Consider the following 16241-nt stretch of genomic DNA (forward strand, 5'->3'; position numbering starts at 1 on the left):
ATTTCATGTACGCTGCAAGTGATAAACGCTATCAGTCAATGCCTTACCAGCGCGTGGGCGCGTCAGGGTTAAAGCTGCCCCGGATTTCATTGGGTTTATGGCATAATTTCGGTGATGTGGACCGGATCGAAAACCAGAAAGAAATTATTTTTGGAGCGTTCGATCGTGGTATCACGCACTTTGATTTGGCGAATAATTATGGACCACCAGCTGGTTCGGCCGAACGGAATTTCGGGCGGATCTTGCGTGAAGATCTGCGCGGTTATCGCGATGAGCTGATCATTTCTAGCAAGGCTGGCTATTATATGTGGCCTGGTCCTTATGGGGAGTGGGGTTCTAAGAAGAACATCATCGCCAGTTGTGATCAAAGTTTGCAACGCTTAGGCTTGGATTATCTGGATATTTTCTACCATCATCGTCCCGATCCTGACACGCCATTGTTGGAAACGGCTCAGGCTTTAGACTTGCTGGTTCGCCAAGGTAAGGCGTTATATATTGGCGTCTCCAATTATTCCACCGCACAAACCCAAGCAATCGCCCAGATTTTCAAACAGTTGGGGACACCTTTTATTATTCATCAACCGCAGTATAATATGTTCAACCGTTCGATCGAACAAGGGTTGACTGACGTGCTAGCGGCCGAGCACCTAGGCGCAATCACCTTTAGTCCCCTGGCGCAAGGGCTCTTGACCGAGCGTTATTTGAACGGGATCCCAGCTGATTCGCGGGCCGCTCGCTCTTCAAGTCCATTTTTACAACCGGATAATGTGGAGGCGACGCTGGCCACGGTTCGGCAATTACATCAAATTGCCGTTGAGCGGGGCCAGTCTTTGGCGGAAATGGCATTGGCTTGGAATTTGCGGCAGCCAACGGTGACCAGTGTGCTGGTGGGCGCGTCTCGCTTGAGCCAACTGGAGGATAGCTTGAAAGCCTTGGATCATTTGGATTTCAGCCCCGAAGAGTTACAGAAAATCGACCAAACGTTGGCCCAAGCGCAATAGTTTTTGCGCGAGTGTGGTCGAACAAGTTTGATCGGACAAGTAGGATCAATTGATTTTAGATGAATCAGGTGAGTGTCATGACACGCTGGCAAGGTAAAATTGGATTATTGGGCTACGGCCTGTTCTTGAGCGCTTTGATCGGCGTGATCGGTTTCATTTATATTATCGTCGTTGAGCAATTAACCGCGTTGTTGTGGCAACATTTGCCGCAGCAACTTGGTCCGCGCGGCGGCTGGGTTTTTCTATTGGTGGCGGTGGGCACGGTCCTAGTGGGCCTGGGCCATCGCTATTGGGGACCGGACTTGCCCTTAACGGCAGAGCGTGCTTTGAACACGTTGCGGCAAACGAGTCGATTGGCGTATTCGCACGTTGGTCGCAACTTGCTGATGGCCCTGGTGATCCTGATTTTTGGCGCTGGAGTCGGGCCGGAAGCGGGGCTCTTGAGTACCACCGTGGCGTTGTCCGTTTGGCAGGCCGACAAATTACGCTATTATTTCTTCCGCTATCCAGCCTTACACAAATTAAGTCTGGGGCAAAGATGGCGCTGTTTACTGACACCGCATCGCTATTTACTCCCCTTTGATCAGGCGACGGCGGCCAAGTTAGGTCAGCGGCAGCAGAAACGATTCTTGATCGCCACCTTTATTATGAATGGGATCGTGGCCTTTGTCGTTTTGATGCGGGCCGCGGGGTTGCCGTCTTTCGTGGTCAAAATGGGGCCAACGAATTGGCAGTGGTCCGACTTTTGGTTAGCCTTGCCCTTGATGATTTTCGGTGGCGCGCTGGGCGTCGGTTATCGCTGGCTGAGTCGGCAGTTTACCCAGTGGTTCGACTTTTGGCAAAATCGTCCGATCGCCAAGGCGACGATAGGTGGCTTGGCGATTTTTGCGATTGGTGTTTGGGCGCCCCATCTGCTCTTCTCCGGACAAAGTGCCTTGAGTCTGGCGCCGATTCTGGGCTTGAAACGTTCCCCAGGTTGGTTGGAAGTTGCGGTGCTCTTGAAATTACTGCTCCTGCTGATCTGCTTGAACACCGGTTGGCGCGGTGGCGATATCTTTCCGATTGTTTTTGCGGCCATCACCCAAGGTTTTGTTTTGGCGCAATTGTTACCGCGCTTTGATGCCTTATTCGTGGTGAGTGTGACAGCGATCAGTCTCGTTGTGACCGTTTTTCAAGCGCCTTGGTTAGGCGGCTTCTTCGTGGCCTTGTTCTTTCCTTGGCAACTATGGCCGGTTCTGGCGGTGGTCAGTGGGGTGTTCTGGCTCGTTCAGCGGCGCCTGACGCACCTGACCGCCAAACCCGCTTAAGCCGAGGAAGATGTCAGCGTCAACGTCGATCATAAAAAGCGCCACCGTCAGAGTGAAGTGTGCCGCCCCAGTTTGGCTGGGGGGATCACCTCATTCATGATGGTGGCGCTTTTGTGCTAATAAATGGCGCTAAGCCTGTCTGTGCTGGCCGCAGACCAAGTCAAGCGGCCGCTTTAATTCGTAGCGATATTCATAAAGGGATCCATCAGGTGATGCGGCTTACGCTGGGACCACAAGACCCATTGATTCAAGGTGGCCGCCACCAGGAAGACATCGGCTTGATCTTGGTTGGCCGCGACGGTTAATTTGAGGCCATCAAGATTCTTCTTGGCGATGGTCGGCTCCGTGCTGAAAATTTGATGAACACCATGGGTCGCTTGATAAGTGTTGTTGGCGACGGAACCCAGAATCGTCCAATTCAGGCCGGATACAAAAGCGAACTGGTGCCAAACACCGCTTAATCGATTCATTTGCCCAATTTCGTGGCCTTGTTTTTCGATGTGGAACGTGGTCAAATGTTTGCGACGGATCTGAGTGACACTGCCCACATATTGCCCGGTGATGGTCAACAGCTGGAGGCCGTCTTGGTTGAACCCAAAACGGCCGGTAATGATCATGATCGGATGATAATCTTGGTCGAAAACAAACTGGCTGTTGATGCCACCGATCGTTTGGTTGAGTAAATAATAGATCGTCATTGGCGCAGCCCAGCCCTATGCATCGTGATCATGGGCCAGCGCCCAATTGATTGCCTCGGCCACGCCATCATTCAGATTGGTGGCGGTGGTGAAGCTGGCGATTTTCTTGATCGCTGGCAGGGCATTGCCCATGGCCACCCCCACGCCAGCGGCCTCGATCATGGAGTAATCGTTGAGATTATCCCCGATCGCCATGACATTTGCGGCGGGCACACCTTTTTGTTGGGCGTAATCCAAGAGGGCGAGGCCTTTCTGCGCTTTGATACTGTTGATTTCGATATTGTTTGGTGAAGAAGAGGTAATCACCAACGCTTCGCTGCCAGCGTATTTAGCACGGATGCTGGCGAAAGCATCCGGTCCCGCCTCGGAGAACACGATCAGTTTCATGATTTGGATCGTGGTGTCGTCGACCAATTGTTGATAGTCAGTCACATAGTTGATGTTGACGATCTCCAGGCGCGCGGCGGCCAGGGCGACGGCGATTTTGTAGGAGGTGTCGGGGTTCAAATTGACCAACAGATCGGCCACGTGCTGGATTCGTCGGACTTTACTTTCCGAGAAGATCCCCCGATTTGTCACCAGCTCGAAATAAAACTGGCGCGTTTTGAGCAGGGCGACCAATTCTTGAGCCAACTGCTTGGGCAAGGGTTCGGAGACGACCAGCTCCCCCGCGGCATTATAAACTTGGGCACCGTTCAGGGTGATGTAAGCAGGATGAAGACCGCTTCGTTGCAGGATTGGTTTGGCTTCGCTCAGGCCTCGACCAGTGGCGACCATAAACTCGATGCCCGCTTCTTGAGCCTTCTGGATCGCCGCAACTGTTTTCGGTGAGATCTCCATGTGATCATTCAATAAAGTACCGTCCATGTCTGATGCTATGATTGAAATCAAAAAATCACCTTCTTATAGAGTTAATTTTAGTGTAGCATAGAGTTGAACAATATTGTATCAACCACCACTAACTATTATCTGGAGTTGATCAGCGGATCAGCTTCAGAGCATTAGCCTAGCGACTATTTTGGCGGCGATTTATGCCGCCAGAATAGTTGCGTAGCTAAGCGGAGGAAGCTAGGGCGGTGAACACGTTTAAAAAAGAAAGGGGCCGGCGGGAAGTCCAAGTCGCTGAACTGACGCATGTTAGTTCGGGTTTGGTTTTCCTTCTCAGACTGAACTGAGGGGGTTCCGCCTAAATTTATCATGAAACAATTGATTCCTAATGACTGGCAAGCTATTCTTGAACCCGTTTTCGCTTCTCCAGAATATGCGCAGTTGCACCAGTTCTTGCGCCAAGAATACCAAAACCAGACCATCTATCCCGATATGTATCATATTTTTCAAGCGTTTGACTGGACCCCCTTCGCTGATACGAAAGTGGTGATTCTAGGGCAAGATCCCTATCATGAACCGGGGCAGGCTCACGGCTTGAGTTTTTCCGTTCGGCCGGGAATCGCGATTCCGCCGTCGTTACGGAATATCTACCAGGAGCTGGCTACTGACGTGGGCGCGCGGCCGGTGCAGCATGGTTATTTGAAGGCTTGGGCAGATCAAGGGGTCCTATTGCTCAACTCGGTATTGACGGTGCGCGCCCACCAAGCATACTCGCACCGGGGGCGTGGTTGGGAAATGTTGACGGATCAGGCAATCAAGGCGCTTTCGCAGCGTGGTGGGGTGGTGTTTATTTTGTGGGGCGCGGCGGCTCGGGCCAAGCGCGAGCTGATCGACGAAACGCGCAACACCGTTTTGACATCGGCCCATCCCAGCCCCTTATCTGCCTATCGTGGTTTCTTCGGTTCGCAGCCTTTTTCCAAGACCAACGCGGCCTTACAACGCTATGGGGAACAGCCGATCGATTGGCAACTACCGTCAGCGCCAGTGCCACCACTGGCAGATAAAAAACCACAGGATCCAGCGAATTAGGCTAGGCGAAACGGCGAAAACGCGGTAGAATGGAAGCTGTATGTAAAAACGCTTTCTCACGGAGGGAATTATTCATGGATTTATTTGAGAGTTTAAAAGGAAAAATCAACGGCAAAAATATTAAAATTGTTTTCCCAGAAGGGGTCGAACCTCGGATCATTGGCGCGGCGGTCCGGCTCAAAGCTGATCAGATCTTAGATCCAGTTCTGCTGGGCCCGATTGATCGGATCAAGGATGTGGCGGCCAATAATGGCTTTAATGTGGGCAACCTGACTTTGATCGATCCCAACACCTATCCTGAAGCTGATTTCGCAACAATGGTGGCGGCTTTTGTCGAACGTCGTAAGGGTAAAGCAACCGAGGAACAGGCCCAAGCGATTTTGCGTGATGGCAATTATTTCGGGACCATGTTAGTCTATTTAGGTGAAGTTGAAGGGATGGTCTCAGGAATCGTTCATTCAACTGGGGAAACAGTCCGACCAGCATTACAGATCATTAAGACCAAGCCTGGTGTTTCCCGGACTTCAGGCGCGTTCATCATGCAGCGGGGACGGGACCAAGAACGTTATCTCTTCTCTGATTGCGCGATCAATATCGATCCTAGCGCGCAGGAATTGGCGGAAATCGCGGTTCAATCAGCGAAGACCGCAGAGTTATTCGACATTGACCCTAAAGTGTCCATGTTGAGTTTCTCGACGAAAGGGTCAGCGAAATCACCACAAGTAGATAAAGTGGCGGAAGCGACTAAGATCGCTCAAGAATTGGCGCCGGAATATGTGATCGATGGCGAATTACAATTCGATGCTTCTTATGTGCCATCAGTTGGCGCGCAAAAGGCACCAGGTTCACCAGTGGCTGGGCAAGCGACTGTTTATGTTTTCCCAGAACTGCAATCAGGCAATATCGGCTACAAGATCGCGCAACGGTTGGGTCATTTCGAAGCGATCGGACCGATTTTGCAAGGCTTGAACAAGCCTGTTTCCGACCTTTCTCGGGGCGCTAACGAAGAAGACGTCTATAAATTGGCGATCATCACCGCGGCGCAATCTCTGCAATAATCATTTCAGCACTGATTCTGGATCAATAAAGGAAGAACAATTTTGCAATTTCAAACAAGAAACGCTGAAGAAACGATCGCGGTGGGCCAGTTGTTTGGTCAGCAGGTCACGGCCGGCGATGTTTTATTGCTGAACGGGGATCTCGGCGCCGGCAAAACAACCTTTACCAAAGGGTTGGCTGCGGCGCTAGGCATTACCCGCCCAGTCAAAAGTCCCACCTTCACCATTATTCGTGAATACCGTACCGGCCGCCTACCGCTATTTCATATGGATCTATATCGGTTGGAAAATAGCTCGCCGGCGGAGCTTGGCTTGGAGGAATATTTCGCTGGGCAAGGGGTTTGCGTGGTGGAATGGCCGCAGTTCGGCGGTGATGAACTGCCACTTGATCATTTGGCGGTCGCGATCCAGCGGGTGGCTGACACCGATGATCAACGGAAGTTCACGTTGACCGCCACGGGGCCGCAGTCACAAGTGCTGTTACAACGGTTGCAAGCGGGGTTACCCCATGACTGAGCCGCATGATGTGACAGTTTCTTTGCGTAGCGCGGAGCCTGAGGACGCGGCGGCTTTACAGGCGTTTTGGCGGCAGGAGGTGGCGCCCTGTGATTTGATCACGGGGGACGACGCCACGCTGACCATGAGCTTGCCCCGCTTGGCCGATCAGTTGGCGGCAATCGCGGTGGCGCCTAACAATTTGTTATTACTGGCGTGGGCGCCGGAACAGGAATTGATTGGTTACTTGCGGTTGGCCGCTAGTAGCGAGACGGCGATCGCTCAGGTCGCCGAGCTGGGTTTGATCGTGGCCGCGGACTACCGGCACCAAGGCTTAGGCCGGGCTTTGATGGCCACAGCCTTGGATTGGGCGGAACAGGAAGCGCCCTTGCATCGGATCCAATTGGAAGTGCAACAGCGTAATCAGGCGGCCCGGCGGTTGTATCAGACGTTTGGCTTTCAAGAAGAAGGTCATTTGGTTGAAAGTTATCGCGCGGTTTCAGGACAGTGGCTCGACACCATCTTAATGGCGCGAATACTTTGAGGGTCGGCCAACACGTTTCAAAACAGAGTGTGAGTCACCCCGGGTAGTGCTTGAGCATTAGCCTAGCCATTGTTTTGGAAGCAGGGGTTTGCTTCCGGAGCAATTGCGTAGCTAAGCAGAAAGCGCTGGGGTGGCGAACACGTTTCAAAAACAGAGTGTGAGTCACCCCGGGTAGTGCTTGAGCATTAGCTTAGCCATTGTTTTGGAAGCTGCAGTTTGCTTCCGGAGCAATTGCGTAGCTAAGCAGAAAGCGCTGGGGTGGCGAACACGTTTCAAAAAAAACATGATCCGGTCAAGTGACTGGGTCATGTTTTTTAGTAGTGTGAATTAGGCGACGGTGACCATTTTACGCAAAAGGGCTGGACCAAATTGCTGGGCCTCCGTGAGCAAGATCTGGGCGCAAGCATAGCTATCAGCCAAAGCGTGGTGATGGTTGACCAGGTCCAACTGCAAATAATCGGCCACGGTGTTCAGCTTATGATTCGGCAGCTCCGGGTAGAAGCGGCGGCTGGTTTTGACCGTGTCTAAGGTTAGAAAGTGGGGCGGCTCGATCTGGTAGTGGGTCAGGGTTGATTGGAGCACCTTCACGTCAAAGCGAGCGTTATGAGCCACCACCAGTTGGTCCATTGAGAACAATGGGGCAATATGCGGCCAAACGGTGGCGAAAGTTGGCGCGCCGGCGACCATTTGGGCAGTTAATCCGTTCACCTTGGTGTTCCAATAGCTAAATTCCGCCTGTGGATCGATCAAGGTGTAGAAATGGTTGACGATTCGATCGTTGCGCACCACGACCAAGGCCAAAGAACAAGCACTTTCTGGGCGCGGATTGGCTGTTTCGAAATCAATTGCTGTAAAATTCATGATGGCTATCCTTCAATTCCTAAATCATCGGTGAGCAGTTCCACCGGACAGTGATCAGAGCCGTAAACGTCGGTGAGAATGCGGGCATCCTTTAGGTGTGGCGTCAGATCTTGAGAAGTGACGAAGTAGTCGATCCGCCAACCGGCGTTGTTGTCCCGCGCGTGGAATCGGTAGCTCCACCAAGAATAAATGCCACTTTGATCTGGATAGAAATGGCGGAAGGTGTCTGTAAAGCCAGCGTCCAAAAGGGTGGTGAAACTTTGCCGCTCCTCATCTGAGAAACCGGCGTTGCGCCGATTTGTCTTGGGATTTTTCAAATCGATCTCTTCATGGGCGACGTTGAGGTCCCCACAGAAGATGACACTTTTCTTGGTGGCCAAGTCACCCACGTAAGCGCGGAAAGCCTGATCCCAGCTAAGCCGGTAATCGAGGCGTTTCAATTCGGCTTGCGAGTTCGGGGTGTAGCAGGTGATCAGGTAGAAATTAGGATATTCCAGGGTGATCGCGCGCCCCTCTTGATCGTGTTCGGCGATGCCCAACCCATAGTGGACACTTAACGGCGGATGTTTAGTGAAAATCGCCGTCCCAGAATAGCCTTTTTTCTGGGCGTAATCGAAATATTGTTGATAACCAGGCAGATCCAACTCGACTTGCCCCGCCTGCATCTTCGTTTCCTGCAGACAGAAGAAATCGGCGTCTAATTGATTAAAGGTGTCGATAAAATCTTTTTTGAGGACAGCGCGCAAGCCGTTCACGTTCCAAGAAATAAACTTCATTTTCCGCTAACTCCCTGCTGATTGATTTTTGGAAATCGTGGTGATCGCCGGCGCCAGATTTCACGCCAGCGCAATCACCAAGCCACCCTCTAGTTTACCAAATTTTCGTCATCCCCGCTGAGAAAAAAGAGTGCGAACCGACCCGGTCAGCTTCTGAGCATTAGCCTAGCAATTGTTTTGGAAGCCGAACTTTGCTTCCGGAACAATTGCGTAGCTAAGCGGAGGAAGCTGGGTCGGTGAACACGTTTCAAAAGAGTGCGAACCGACCCGGTCAGCTTCTGAGCATTAGCCTAGCCAGAATTCTGGAAGCCTGCCGCGCCAGTTTTCTGGTGAGGGCTAGGCTGATGATAGTTATTTAGCTGATTATTTGGTAAGATATTGAAGGAGACAAAGCCGAACGCTGGCCAAATTGATTTTTACTTGGGGTCGATTTGGGGGCTGGCGTGATTGGCTGGTGGTGGTTGCGACCCACCAGTTGGACAGGGGCGTCCGTTGATCATGGCAAAGAAATCTAAGTTAAGAAATCTAAATCAAAAAAAGGATCCGATCGTTGATGTTAAATTCATTATTTTCTGATTTGAATATTCCAATTCAGGCCAATGCGCCGATGTCCGACTATACTTTCACGCGGACAGGGGGACCGGCGGAATTGCTGGCCTTCCCCGAAACGGAGTCAGAAGTGGCTGCCTTGGTGCAGCGCGCTTATCAAAAGCAGATCCCGGTCACCATTATCGGCAATGCGAGCAATCTGATTATTCGCGACGGTGGCTTAGCGGGGCTGGTGATTTTGTTGACGCGGATCGACGATATTCGCCATGAAGGGTTGAACTTGGTCGCCAGCGCCGGCGCTCCGTTGATGGCCGTTTCCGAGGCCGCTTATCAGTTTGGGCTGACTGGACTAGAATTCGCGGCTGGCATTCCGGGCAGTGTTGGCGGCGCGGTTTTCATGAACGCTGGCGCCTATTCGGGCGAGGTCAGTGATGTGATCACGAGTATCAACGTGCTGGATGAGCGCGGAAACCTGCGGCGCATCAGCGGGGCCAACCTTCATTTCAGCTATCGGCATAGCGTGATTCAGGAGCAGGTCTTGACGGTTTTGAGCGCGACCTTTGCGCTGCGGCCTGGCGAGCGGCGAACGATTCGCCAAAAAATGGATGAACTCAATGCGGCGCGCGCCAGTCACCAACCGCTGGAGTTGCCTTCTTGCGGTAGTGTCTTCAAACGCCCACCTGATCACTATACCGCGCCGTTGATCCGTGAAGCCGGCCTGCAAGGCAAAATCATTGGTGGCGCCCAGGTTTCGTTGAAGCACGCTGGTTTTATCGTCAATATCGATCAGGCCACGGCGACGGATTATTTGCGGCTGATCGCGTTGATCCAACAAACGGTTTGGGCCAAGTTCCAAGTTCGCTTGGAAACTGAGGTGCGCATCATTGGTCGTGAGCCAGAAACGATCTCTGCTCAAAACGCCGAGTAAAGGCGCCATGCCCGGTCCCAAGTGGGTCAACTTCGTCCGCTGGTTACACTAAGTTAAGCTGAGCCACGCAAAACTAAAAATAACAAAAAAAGCCGCGTACTTGGCGGCGTTCGCTGGATTCGCAGAGTCATCTGCGCCTTGAACGCCCACCAAAACGGGGCTTTTTTACCGTTAGTCAGGAGAAAGTCGATCAATTAGGCCTTCTCTTTTTTTGTTTGGTGTGGAGCCGATTCAAGCCTAATTAGGTTGAATCTTGCGAGGACGACGGCTGCGTAATTTCACTAAGACGCGTTGATGATGCGGGGTTTGGGTGTAGTTTTGCAAAACCTCCAACAGTTGATCCAAACCGATTTCTGTGAAAGTAGGGCGCTTGTCCGCCGCCGGCCAGAAATTGTTTTCGAAGAGTTGCCATAATTCTTCGCGATCGCTGGTCGGGTAATTGACCGAATCGACACCATGCAAGGTGATCCCACGAAGAATGAAAGGAAGCACGGTTGTGGTCAGCTTGATGCCGCTGGCGTTACCGCTACTGACGACCTGACCATTACTCTGGACTTGGGCCAAGACATCGGCTAAGAAATCACCGCCTAAATTATCGAACACCACCGCATACTTTTGGCGGGCCAATGGTTTCTTCGGGGTCAATTGTAAGTCGGCTGGATCGATCACCTGCGCCGCGCCCAGGGTGGTCAATCGCTCAGTTAGCGCCGTTTGCCGGGTGACGACCGTGATATTGCTGTAACCCAATTGGGCCAGGATCGCCAACTGCCAGCCGCCGACGCCACCGGTAACGCCACTGATCAGGATCGGCGTGTCCTTAGCCGCCATCGCTCGACTGTCCAGCACTTTCGTTAAGCCAATAGCCGCGGTGACCCCGGCGGTTCCGATCAAGGCCGCGTCTTGGACCGTGCGTTTCCCAGTCAAAGGATGGAGGAAATCTCCAGGAACATCAATGATTTCTTGATAGCCGCCGTCAATTTGGATACCAATTTGCCAACCGGTGCCCACAACGGCATCGCCGCTTTGAAAACGGTGATCCGTTGATTCGATCACCCAACCGCTGAAATCAATCCCTGGGACCCGCGGGAAGTCGCGGACGACACCGCTACGTGGTTTCAGAACCAGCGCGTCTTTATAATTGATATCGCTATAAGCAATCTGCACGCGGACGTGATCAGGAGCCAACGTTGTCACTGGGCGGTTCGTGAGGCTGGCTACCGGTTGGTCATCGATCAGTTCAACGACTAAAGCTTTTTTCTGCATAGTTTCTCCTTCGGTGCGCTGTTAGTTATCTCATCTGGGCTGCTTGGCCAACAGATGAAGCGCATTCTTCTATTCGTATTATAACCTGAAATAGCTGTGCTGACTAGGCAGCGTCTGGTGGTGGTCTGGTGGCCCAGGCGCTCAAATGACGGTGCCGATCGAGCGAAGGTACCCGCGCGTCCAGAATAGTCGGGAATCCGTGAGAAAAACCAGCCGCTTTTGTTCAAAATACTTGGCAGAAGCTGGGGAATCAGTTATACTGAGTGAAGTTTTGGTAAACTCAAAGTTAGATAACTTTTTGTTTACTAATGATTAGAAAATGGACAACTTGGCAGCAGACAGAGGGAGGTCGAGCATGGCATTTGGGCAGAAATTACGGGCTTTGCGGGTGATGAAGAACCTGACGCAAGAAGAGTTGGGCGAACGAACGGATCTGACGAAGGGCTATCTCTCGCAATTGGAGAACGATCAAGCGTCGCCAACGGTGGACACTTTGACCGATATTTTAACGGTGCTGGGCGTCAGCTTGGCGGAGTTCTTCACTGAAGAACCTAGTCAGGCGACGGTGTTATTCGGAATGGATCAGCAAGTTGATCATGTGGATGAGGGCTTAGGTTATCATTTGCGTTGGTTGATCAATGATTCCAACGAACGGGAAATGGAGCCGGTTTTATTGACGATCGAACCTGGCGGCAAATTCAAAGCGTTTGATCCGTCACCGGCGGAAACGTTTGTTTATGTGCTTAAGGGCAGCGTTGGTCTACATTTAGGCGATGAAGTGATCAACGCTCGAGCGCACGAATCGCTTTATTTCACGGCGACTAATCCGCACCAGCTGACGAATACAACGGCAAAACCGGTCACACTCTTGCTAGTGGCCACCGCATCATATTTATAGGGGGCAGGGTAATGGCAACACCGATCATTGAATTAAAGGGCATCACGAAGCAGTACGACGATGGTTTCGTGGCTTTGACAAATATTAATTTGACCATCGAACAGGGTAAATTCTATTCCCTACTAGGCCCATCTGGCTCTGGAAAAACAACGATTTTACGGATCATCGCGGGATTTACCAACGCGACGCAAGGGCAAGTGTTGTTCAATGGGAAGTTGATCAATGAGTTACCGCCGAACCAGCGCAAGGTCAACACGGTTTTCCAGAATTACGCGCTGTTTCCACATTTAGATGTGTTTGATAATGTGGCGTTTGGCTTAACGTTACAGAAGCGCCCGAAGAAGGAAATCAAGCGCCGGGTTCTTGACGCGCTTAAGCTGGTCCAGCTACCTGGTTACGCCAATCGGGAAATCAGCGAACTGTCTGGGGGCCAGCAACAACGGGTGGCGATTGCGCGGGCGATCGTCAATGAGCCAGCGGTGCTGTTATTGGATGAGCCGTTGTCGGCGCTAGACATGAAGTTACGGCAAGATATGCAGTACGAATTGCGCGAATTGCAACAACGGTTGGGCATCACGTTTATTTTCGTGACCCATGATCAGGAAGAAGCGCTGGCCATGAGTGACGAGATCTTTGTGATGGATAATGGCAAGGTGCTCCAAAGTGGCACGCCGGTGGATATTTATGATGAGCCGATCAACCATTTTGTCGCTAACTTCATTGGCGAGAGCAATATCTTACCTGGGAAAATGTTGGCCGATTATCAAGTGGAGTTCGTGGGCAAATCCTTTGAATGTGCTGATGGAGGGATGCGCGCCAATGAGGCGGTGGAAGTGGTGCTACGGCCGGAGGATCTGGATATTACCACCGCTGATCAGGGCAAATTAGTCGTCAAAGTCGATACGCAACTTTTCCGTGGCGACCATTTCGAAATCATTGGGATCGACGCCGACGGGAACGAATGGCTGATCCACTCCACCAATCCAGTTCGTGATGGTAAGGAGATTGGTTTGACCTTCGAGCCAGAAGATATCCACGTCATGCGTTTTGGTGAGAAAGAGGCCGATTTTGACGCGCGGTTGGAGCAGTACGAGGAGGATTGAGCGTTCATGAAGAAAAGCAAACAGTTTTTTATGGTGCCTTACTTCCTCTGGATCGCGTTGTTTGTGGTGGCACCGCTACTCTTGATCCTTTATCAGTCCCTAACTGATGGACAGGGTCATTTCACGATCCAGAACTATTTGACCTATGGTTCATCTTCGGTCTACTTGAAAATGTCGCTGAATTCCTTGTGGTATGCTTTCTTGATCACTGTGATCACTTTGTTGATCAGTTATCCCGCGGCGTATATTCTAAGTCGGCTGAAGCATCAACAGTTATGGTTATTGTTGATTATTTTGCCTACATGGATCAATTTGTTGCTGAAGGCCTACGCTTTCATCGGATTGTTCAGTCGCGCTGGGGCGGTCAATCATTTCCTCATGTTCATTGGGATCGGTCCGAAGCAGATTCTGTTTTCAGACTTCAGCTTCTTATTGGTAGCCAGTTACATTGAAATTCCCTTCATGATTTTGCCGATCTACAACGCGATCGTGCAATTGGATCCGGCTTTGCCAAACGCCAGCCGAGATTTGGGCGCCAGTCCTTGGCAAACCTTCCGTCTGGTGACCTTCCCCTTGACCTTGAGTGGGGTCAAGGCGGGGGTTCAGGCTGTCTTTATTCCCTCACTATCCTTATTCATGCTGACCCGGTTGATCGGCGGTAATCGTGTGATCACTTTAGGCACCGCGATCGAGGAACATTTCCTGACGACAATGAACTGGGGCATGGGCTCAACCATTGGCGTGATCTTGATCGTGATGATGTTCGTGATCATGATTCTGACCAATGATCGGAAGAAGAAACGGCGGGAGGTCTTGGATGATGAAAAAGCCACGCATTAGCTCGTTATACTTGATTTTGGTGTTTATTATTTTGTATACGCCGATCTTCTATTTGATCTATTATTCCTTCAATGCCGGCGGTAATATGAATAATTTTACCGGCTTTACCTGGGAGCACTATCGGACCTTGTTTTCTGATCAGCGGATCTTGGTGATTGTGTTGGACACCTTACTGATCGCGCTACTGTCATCCTTGGTGGCGACGATCGTGGGGACCTTTGGCGCTTTGGGCATTTCTGGGCACAAGAAGGCCGCGACCCGTTCGACGTTACTGACGTTGAACAATGTCTTGATGGTTTCACCGGATGTGATCATTGGCGCTAGTTTCTTGATTCTCTTCACCTCATTGGGCATTGGCCTAGGCTTTGGCTCAGTCTTGGTCAGTCATATCGCTTTCTCGATCCCGATTGTGGTGTTAATGGTTTTGCCCAAGGTCAATGAACTGGATCCGGCTTTACTGAACGCGGCCCAGGATTTAGGCGCTAGCAAGGCTCAGACCTTTTGGCGGGTGATCATTCCTTACATTACCCCAGGCATCTTGTCCGGCTTCTTCATGGCCTTCACTTACTCACTGGATGATTTCGCGGTCACCTTTTTCGTGACGGGCAATGGGTTCACCACCTTGTCTGTCGAAATATATTCGCGCGCGCGGCAAGGCATTAGCCTGGAAATCAACGCGTTATCCGCCGTGATGTTCATTTTCGCCTTGTTGTTGGTGGTCGGTTATTATTTCGTCAACCAATATTCCCGCAGTCGCCGACAACGGCAGAAACGCCACGAACAGGCGGAGGTGACGCTAAGATGAAGAAAATCATGATGATGATGGCGACGATCTTGGCTCTATGTGGGGTTTTGTTCATTGGCAGTAAGCAATTGTCGGCGCAAGCAGGCGCGACCACCCAAGCCAATACCCTGAATCTTTACAATTGGGGTGACTACATTGACCCGGCGCTGCTCAAGAAGTTTGAGAAACAGACGGGCTATCACGTGCAATACGAAACCTTTGACAGTAATGAGGCGATGTTTACCAAAATCAAGCAAGGGGGCACCGCCTACGATTTGGCCATCCCTAGCGATTACATGATCGAGAAGATGAAGAAGGCCAAATTGCTCCTGCCAATCGATCAGCAGAAGCTGTCTAATTTCAAATATCTGGATCAGCATTTCCTTGATCAGTCATTTGATCGTGGTAATCGCTATTCGATTCCTTATTTCTGGGGAACTTTGGGGATCATCTACAATGATCAGCAGGTCAAGGCCAGTGAGGTGCAACATTGGGACGATCTTTGGGCGCCTAAATGGCAGAACGACTTGATGTTGGTGGACTCCGCCCGGGATATTCTGGGCATGACGCTGATTTCGCAAGGGCAATCGGTGAATACCACTGACACGGCGATCTTGAACCAGGCTTCGCGGAAGTTGGACCGGCTTTCGATCAATGTTAAAGCGATCGTGGCCGACGAGATCAAGACTTACATGATTCAAAACGAGGCGCCCTTGGCTGTGACCTGGTCAGGGGAAGCGGCGGAAATGATCGAGCAGAACCAGCATCTGCACTATGTGGTACCCAGTGAGGGGAGCAACGCGTGGTATGATAACATGGTCATTCCCAAAACGGCCAAGCATCAAAAGGCCGCTTATGCTTTCATCAACTTTATGCTGGCGCCGGAAAATGCGGCCCAAAACGCTGAATATGTTGGTTACGCGACGCCGAACAAGGCCGCCAAAGCGCTTTTGCCGCGAAAGATCCGGGATGATCGCCAGTTCTATCCGCCATTGAGCACCGTTGAGAAGTTGGAAGTTTATCAGGATCTGGGCGCGACAAAGGTTGAACAATACAATGATCTTTTCTTGAAATTTAAAATGTATCGGCAATAGCTACAAGAGAGTGCGGAGCGAGCCGGGTTGCTTTTGATCATTAGCCTAGCAATTGTTTTGGAAGCCGCACTTTGCTTCCAGAACCAGAGCGTCGCTAAGCGCAGAAGTCAGTTGCGATCAGCACG

At 51.3% G+C, this 16241-nt stretch carries 17 protein-coding genes; 12 read left to right on the forward strand and 5 right to left on the reverse strand.

The features are described 5' to 3' along the window. Window positions 1-5 precede the first annotated feature (5 nt). Window positions 6-1001, forward strand: coding sequence for an aldo/keto reductase (locus EKM94_RS04865; protein ID WP_125598336.1), 996 nt, complete (start codon window positions 6-8; stop codon window positions 999-1001). Window positions 1002-1078: 77 nt separating this feature from the next. Continuing rightward, window positions 1079-2308 carry a chloride channel protein gene (locus EKM94_RS04870; protein WP_164511108.1) on the forward strand — a complete coding sequence of 410 codons (1230 nt, stop codon included), beginning with the start codon at window positions 1079-1081 and terminating at the stop codon, window positions 2306-2308. Window positions 2309-2481: 173 nt separating this feature from the next. On the opposite strand, the gene EKM94_RS04875 is transcribed toward EKM94_RS04870, so the two are convergent. Beyond that, a complete protein-coding gene (locus tag EKM94_RS04875) occupies window positions 2482-3006 on the reverse strand; it encodes an LURP-one-related/scramblase family protein (protein WP_125598341.1) in 525 nt (174 codons plus the stop codon). Between the two features lie 15 nt (window positions 3007-3021). Then, window positions 3022-3897 carry a Cof-type HAD-IIB family hydrolase gene (locus tag EKM94_RS04880; protein WP_125598344.1) on the reverse strand — a complete coding sequence of 292 codons (876 nt, stop codon included), beginning with the start codon at window positions 3895-3897 and terminating at the stop codon, window positions 3022-3024. Between the two features lie 306 nt (window positions 3898-4203). Here EKM94_RS04880 and EKM94_RS04885 point away from each other — a divergent pair, with 306 nt between their 5' ends. The 4 genes from EKM94_RS04885 to EKM94_RS04900 all read left to right on the forward strand — a co-directional run bounded on the left by EKM94_RS04885 (window position 4204) and on the right by EKM94_RS04900 (window position 7020). Then, window positions 4204-4923: a uracil-DNA glycosylase gene (locus tag EKM94_RS04885; RefSeq protein WP_125598347.1), complete on the forward strand. Its 720-nt coding sequence runs from the start codon at window positions 4204-4206 to the stop codon at window positions 4921-4923. Between the two features lie 74 nt (window positions 4924-4997). Further along, window positions 4998-5981 (forward strand): phosphate acetyltransferase, encoded by a 984-nt coding sequence (gene pta / locus EKM94_RS04890; protein ID WP_125598350.1) that lies wholly within the window; start codon window positions 4998-5000, stop codon window positions 5979-5981. Window positions 5982-6020: 39 nt separating this feature from the next. Further along, window positions 6021-6497, forward strand: coding sequence for a tRNA (adenosine(37)-N6)-threonylcarbamoyltransferase complex ATPase subunit type 1 TsaE (tsaE, locus tag EKM94_RS04895; protein WP_125598353.1), 477 nt, complete (start codon window positions 6021-6023; stop codon window positions 6495-6497). Next, on the forward strand, window positions 6490-7020 hold the full coding sequence (locus EKM94_RS04900) for a GNAT family N-acetyltransferase (RefSeq protein WP_125598356.1): 531 nt from the start codon (window positions 6490-6492) through the stop codon (window positions 7018-7020). The genes tsaE and EKM94_RS04900 overlap by 8 nt, the downstream gene beginning before the upstream one ends. 327 nt (window positions 7021-7347) lie before the next feature. Here the strand turns inward: EKM94_RS04900 and EKM94_RS04905 are convergent, their stop codons facing one another. Both EKM94_RS04905 and EKM94_RS04910 read right to left on the reverse strand, forming a co-directional pair. Continuing rightward, window positions 7348-7881: a 3'-5' exonuclease gene (locus EKM94_RS04905; protein WP_125598359.1), complete on the reverse strand. Its 534-nt coding sequence runs from the start codon at window positions 7879-7881 to the stop codon at window positions 7348-7350. Between the two features lie 5 nt (window positions 7882-7886). Further along, the gene (locus EKM94_RS04910) at window positions 7887-8657 is read right to left on the reverse strand and encodes an exodeoxyribonuclease III (RefSeq protein ID WP_125598361.1); all 771 of its coding nucleotides are present in this window, start codon (window positions 8655-8657) and stop codon (window positions 7887-7889) included. A gap of 553 nt (window positions 8658-9210) precedes the next feature. Between EKM94_RS04910 and murB the strand changes: the two genes are divergently transcribed. Beyond that, window positions 9211-10134 (forward strand): UDP-N-acetylmuramate dehydrogenase, encoded by a 924-nt coding sequence (gene murB, locus EKM94_RS04915; protein ID WP_125598364.1) that lies wholly within the window; start codon window positions 9211-9213, stop codon window positions 10132-10134. Between the two features lie 237 nt (window positions 10135-10371). Here the strand turns inward: murB and EKM94_RS04920 are convergent, their stop codons facing one another. Beyond that, window positions 10372-11397: an acrylyl-CoA reductase family protein gene (locus EKM94_RS04920; protein WP_125598367.1), complete on the reverse strand. Its 1026-nt coding sequence runs from the start codon at window positions 11395-11397 to the stop codon at window positions 10372-10374. Window positions 11398-11752: 355 nt separating this feature from the next. Here EKM94_RS04920 and EKM94_RS04925 point away from each other — a divergent pair, with 355 nt between their 5' ends. From EKM94_RS04925 to EKM94_RS04945, 5 genes are read left to right on the forward strand one after another with little or no spacing between them, the layout of a single operon-like run. After that, a complete protein-coding gene (locus EKM94_RS04925) occupies window positions 11753-12295 on the forward strand; it encodes a helix-turn-helix domain-containing protein (protein WP_125598370.1) in 543 nt (180 codons plus the stop codon). An 11-nt stretch (window positions 12296-12306) separates the two neighbouring features. Beyond that, window positions 12307-13398, forward strand: a complete 1092-nt coding sequence (locus EKM94_RS04930) for an ABC transporter ATP-binding protein (RefSeq protein ID WP_125598373.1) — start codon at window positions 12307-12309, stop codon at window positions 13396-13398. A gap of 6 nt (window positions 13399-13404) precedes the next feature. Beyond that, window positions 13405-14238: an ABC transporter permease gene (locus EKM94_RS04935; protein ID WP_125598376.1), complete on the forward strand. Its 834-nt coding sequence runs from the start codon at window positions 13405-13407 to the stop codon at window positions 14236-14238. Then, window positions 14216-15043 carry an ABC transporter permease gene (locus tag EKM94_RS04940; protein WP_125598379.1) on the forward strand — a complete coding sequence of 276 codons (828 nt, stop codon included), beginning with the start codon at window positions 14216-14218 and terminating at the stop codon, window positions 15041-15043. Before EKM94_RS04935 ends, EKM94_RS04940 begins: the two co-directional genes overlap by 23 nt. Further along, on the forward strand, window positions 15040-16116 hold the full coding sequence (locus tag EKM94_RS04945) for an ABC transporter substrate-binding protein (RefSeq protein ID WP_125598382.1): 1077 nt from the start codon (window positions 15040-15042) through the stop codon (window positions 16114-16116). Before EKM94_RS04940 ends, EKM94_RS04945 begins: the two co-directional genes overlap by 4 nt. Window positions 16117-16241: the final 125 nt, after the last annotated feature.

It is taken from the genome of Lapidilactobacillus achengensis (genome assembly GCF_003946655.1).
Taxonomy (GTDB): Bacteria; Bacillota; Bacilli; order Lactobacillales; family Lactobacillaceae; genus Lapidilactobacillus; species Lapidilactobacillus achengensis.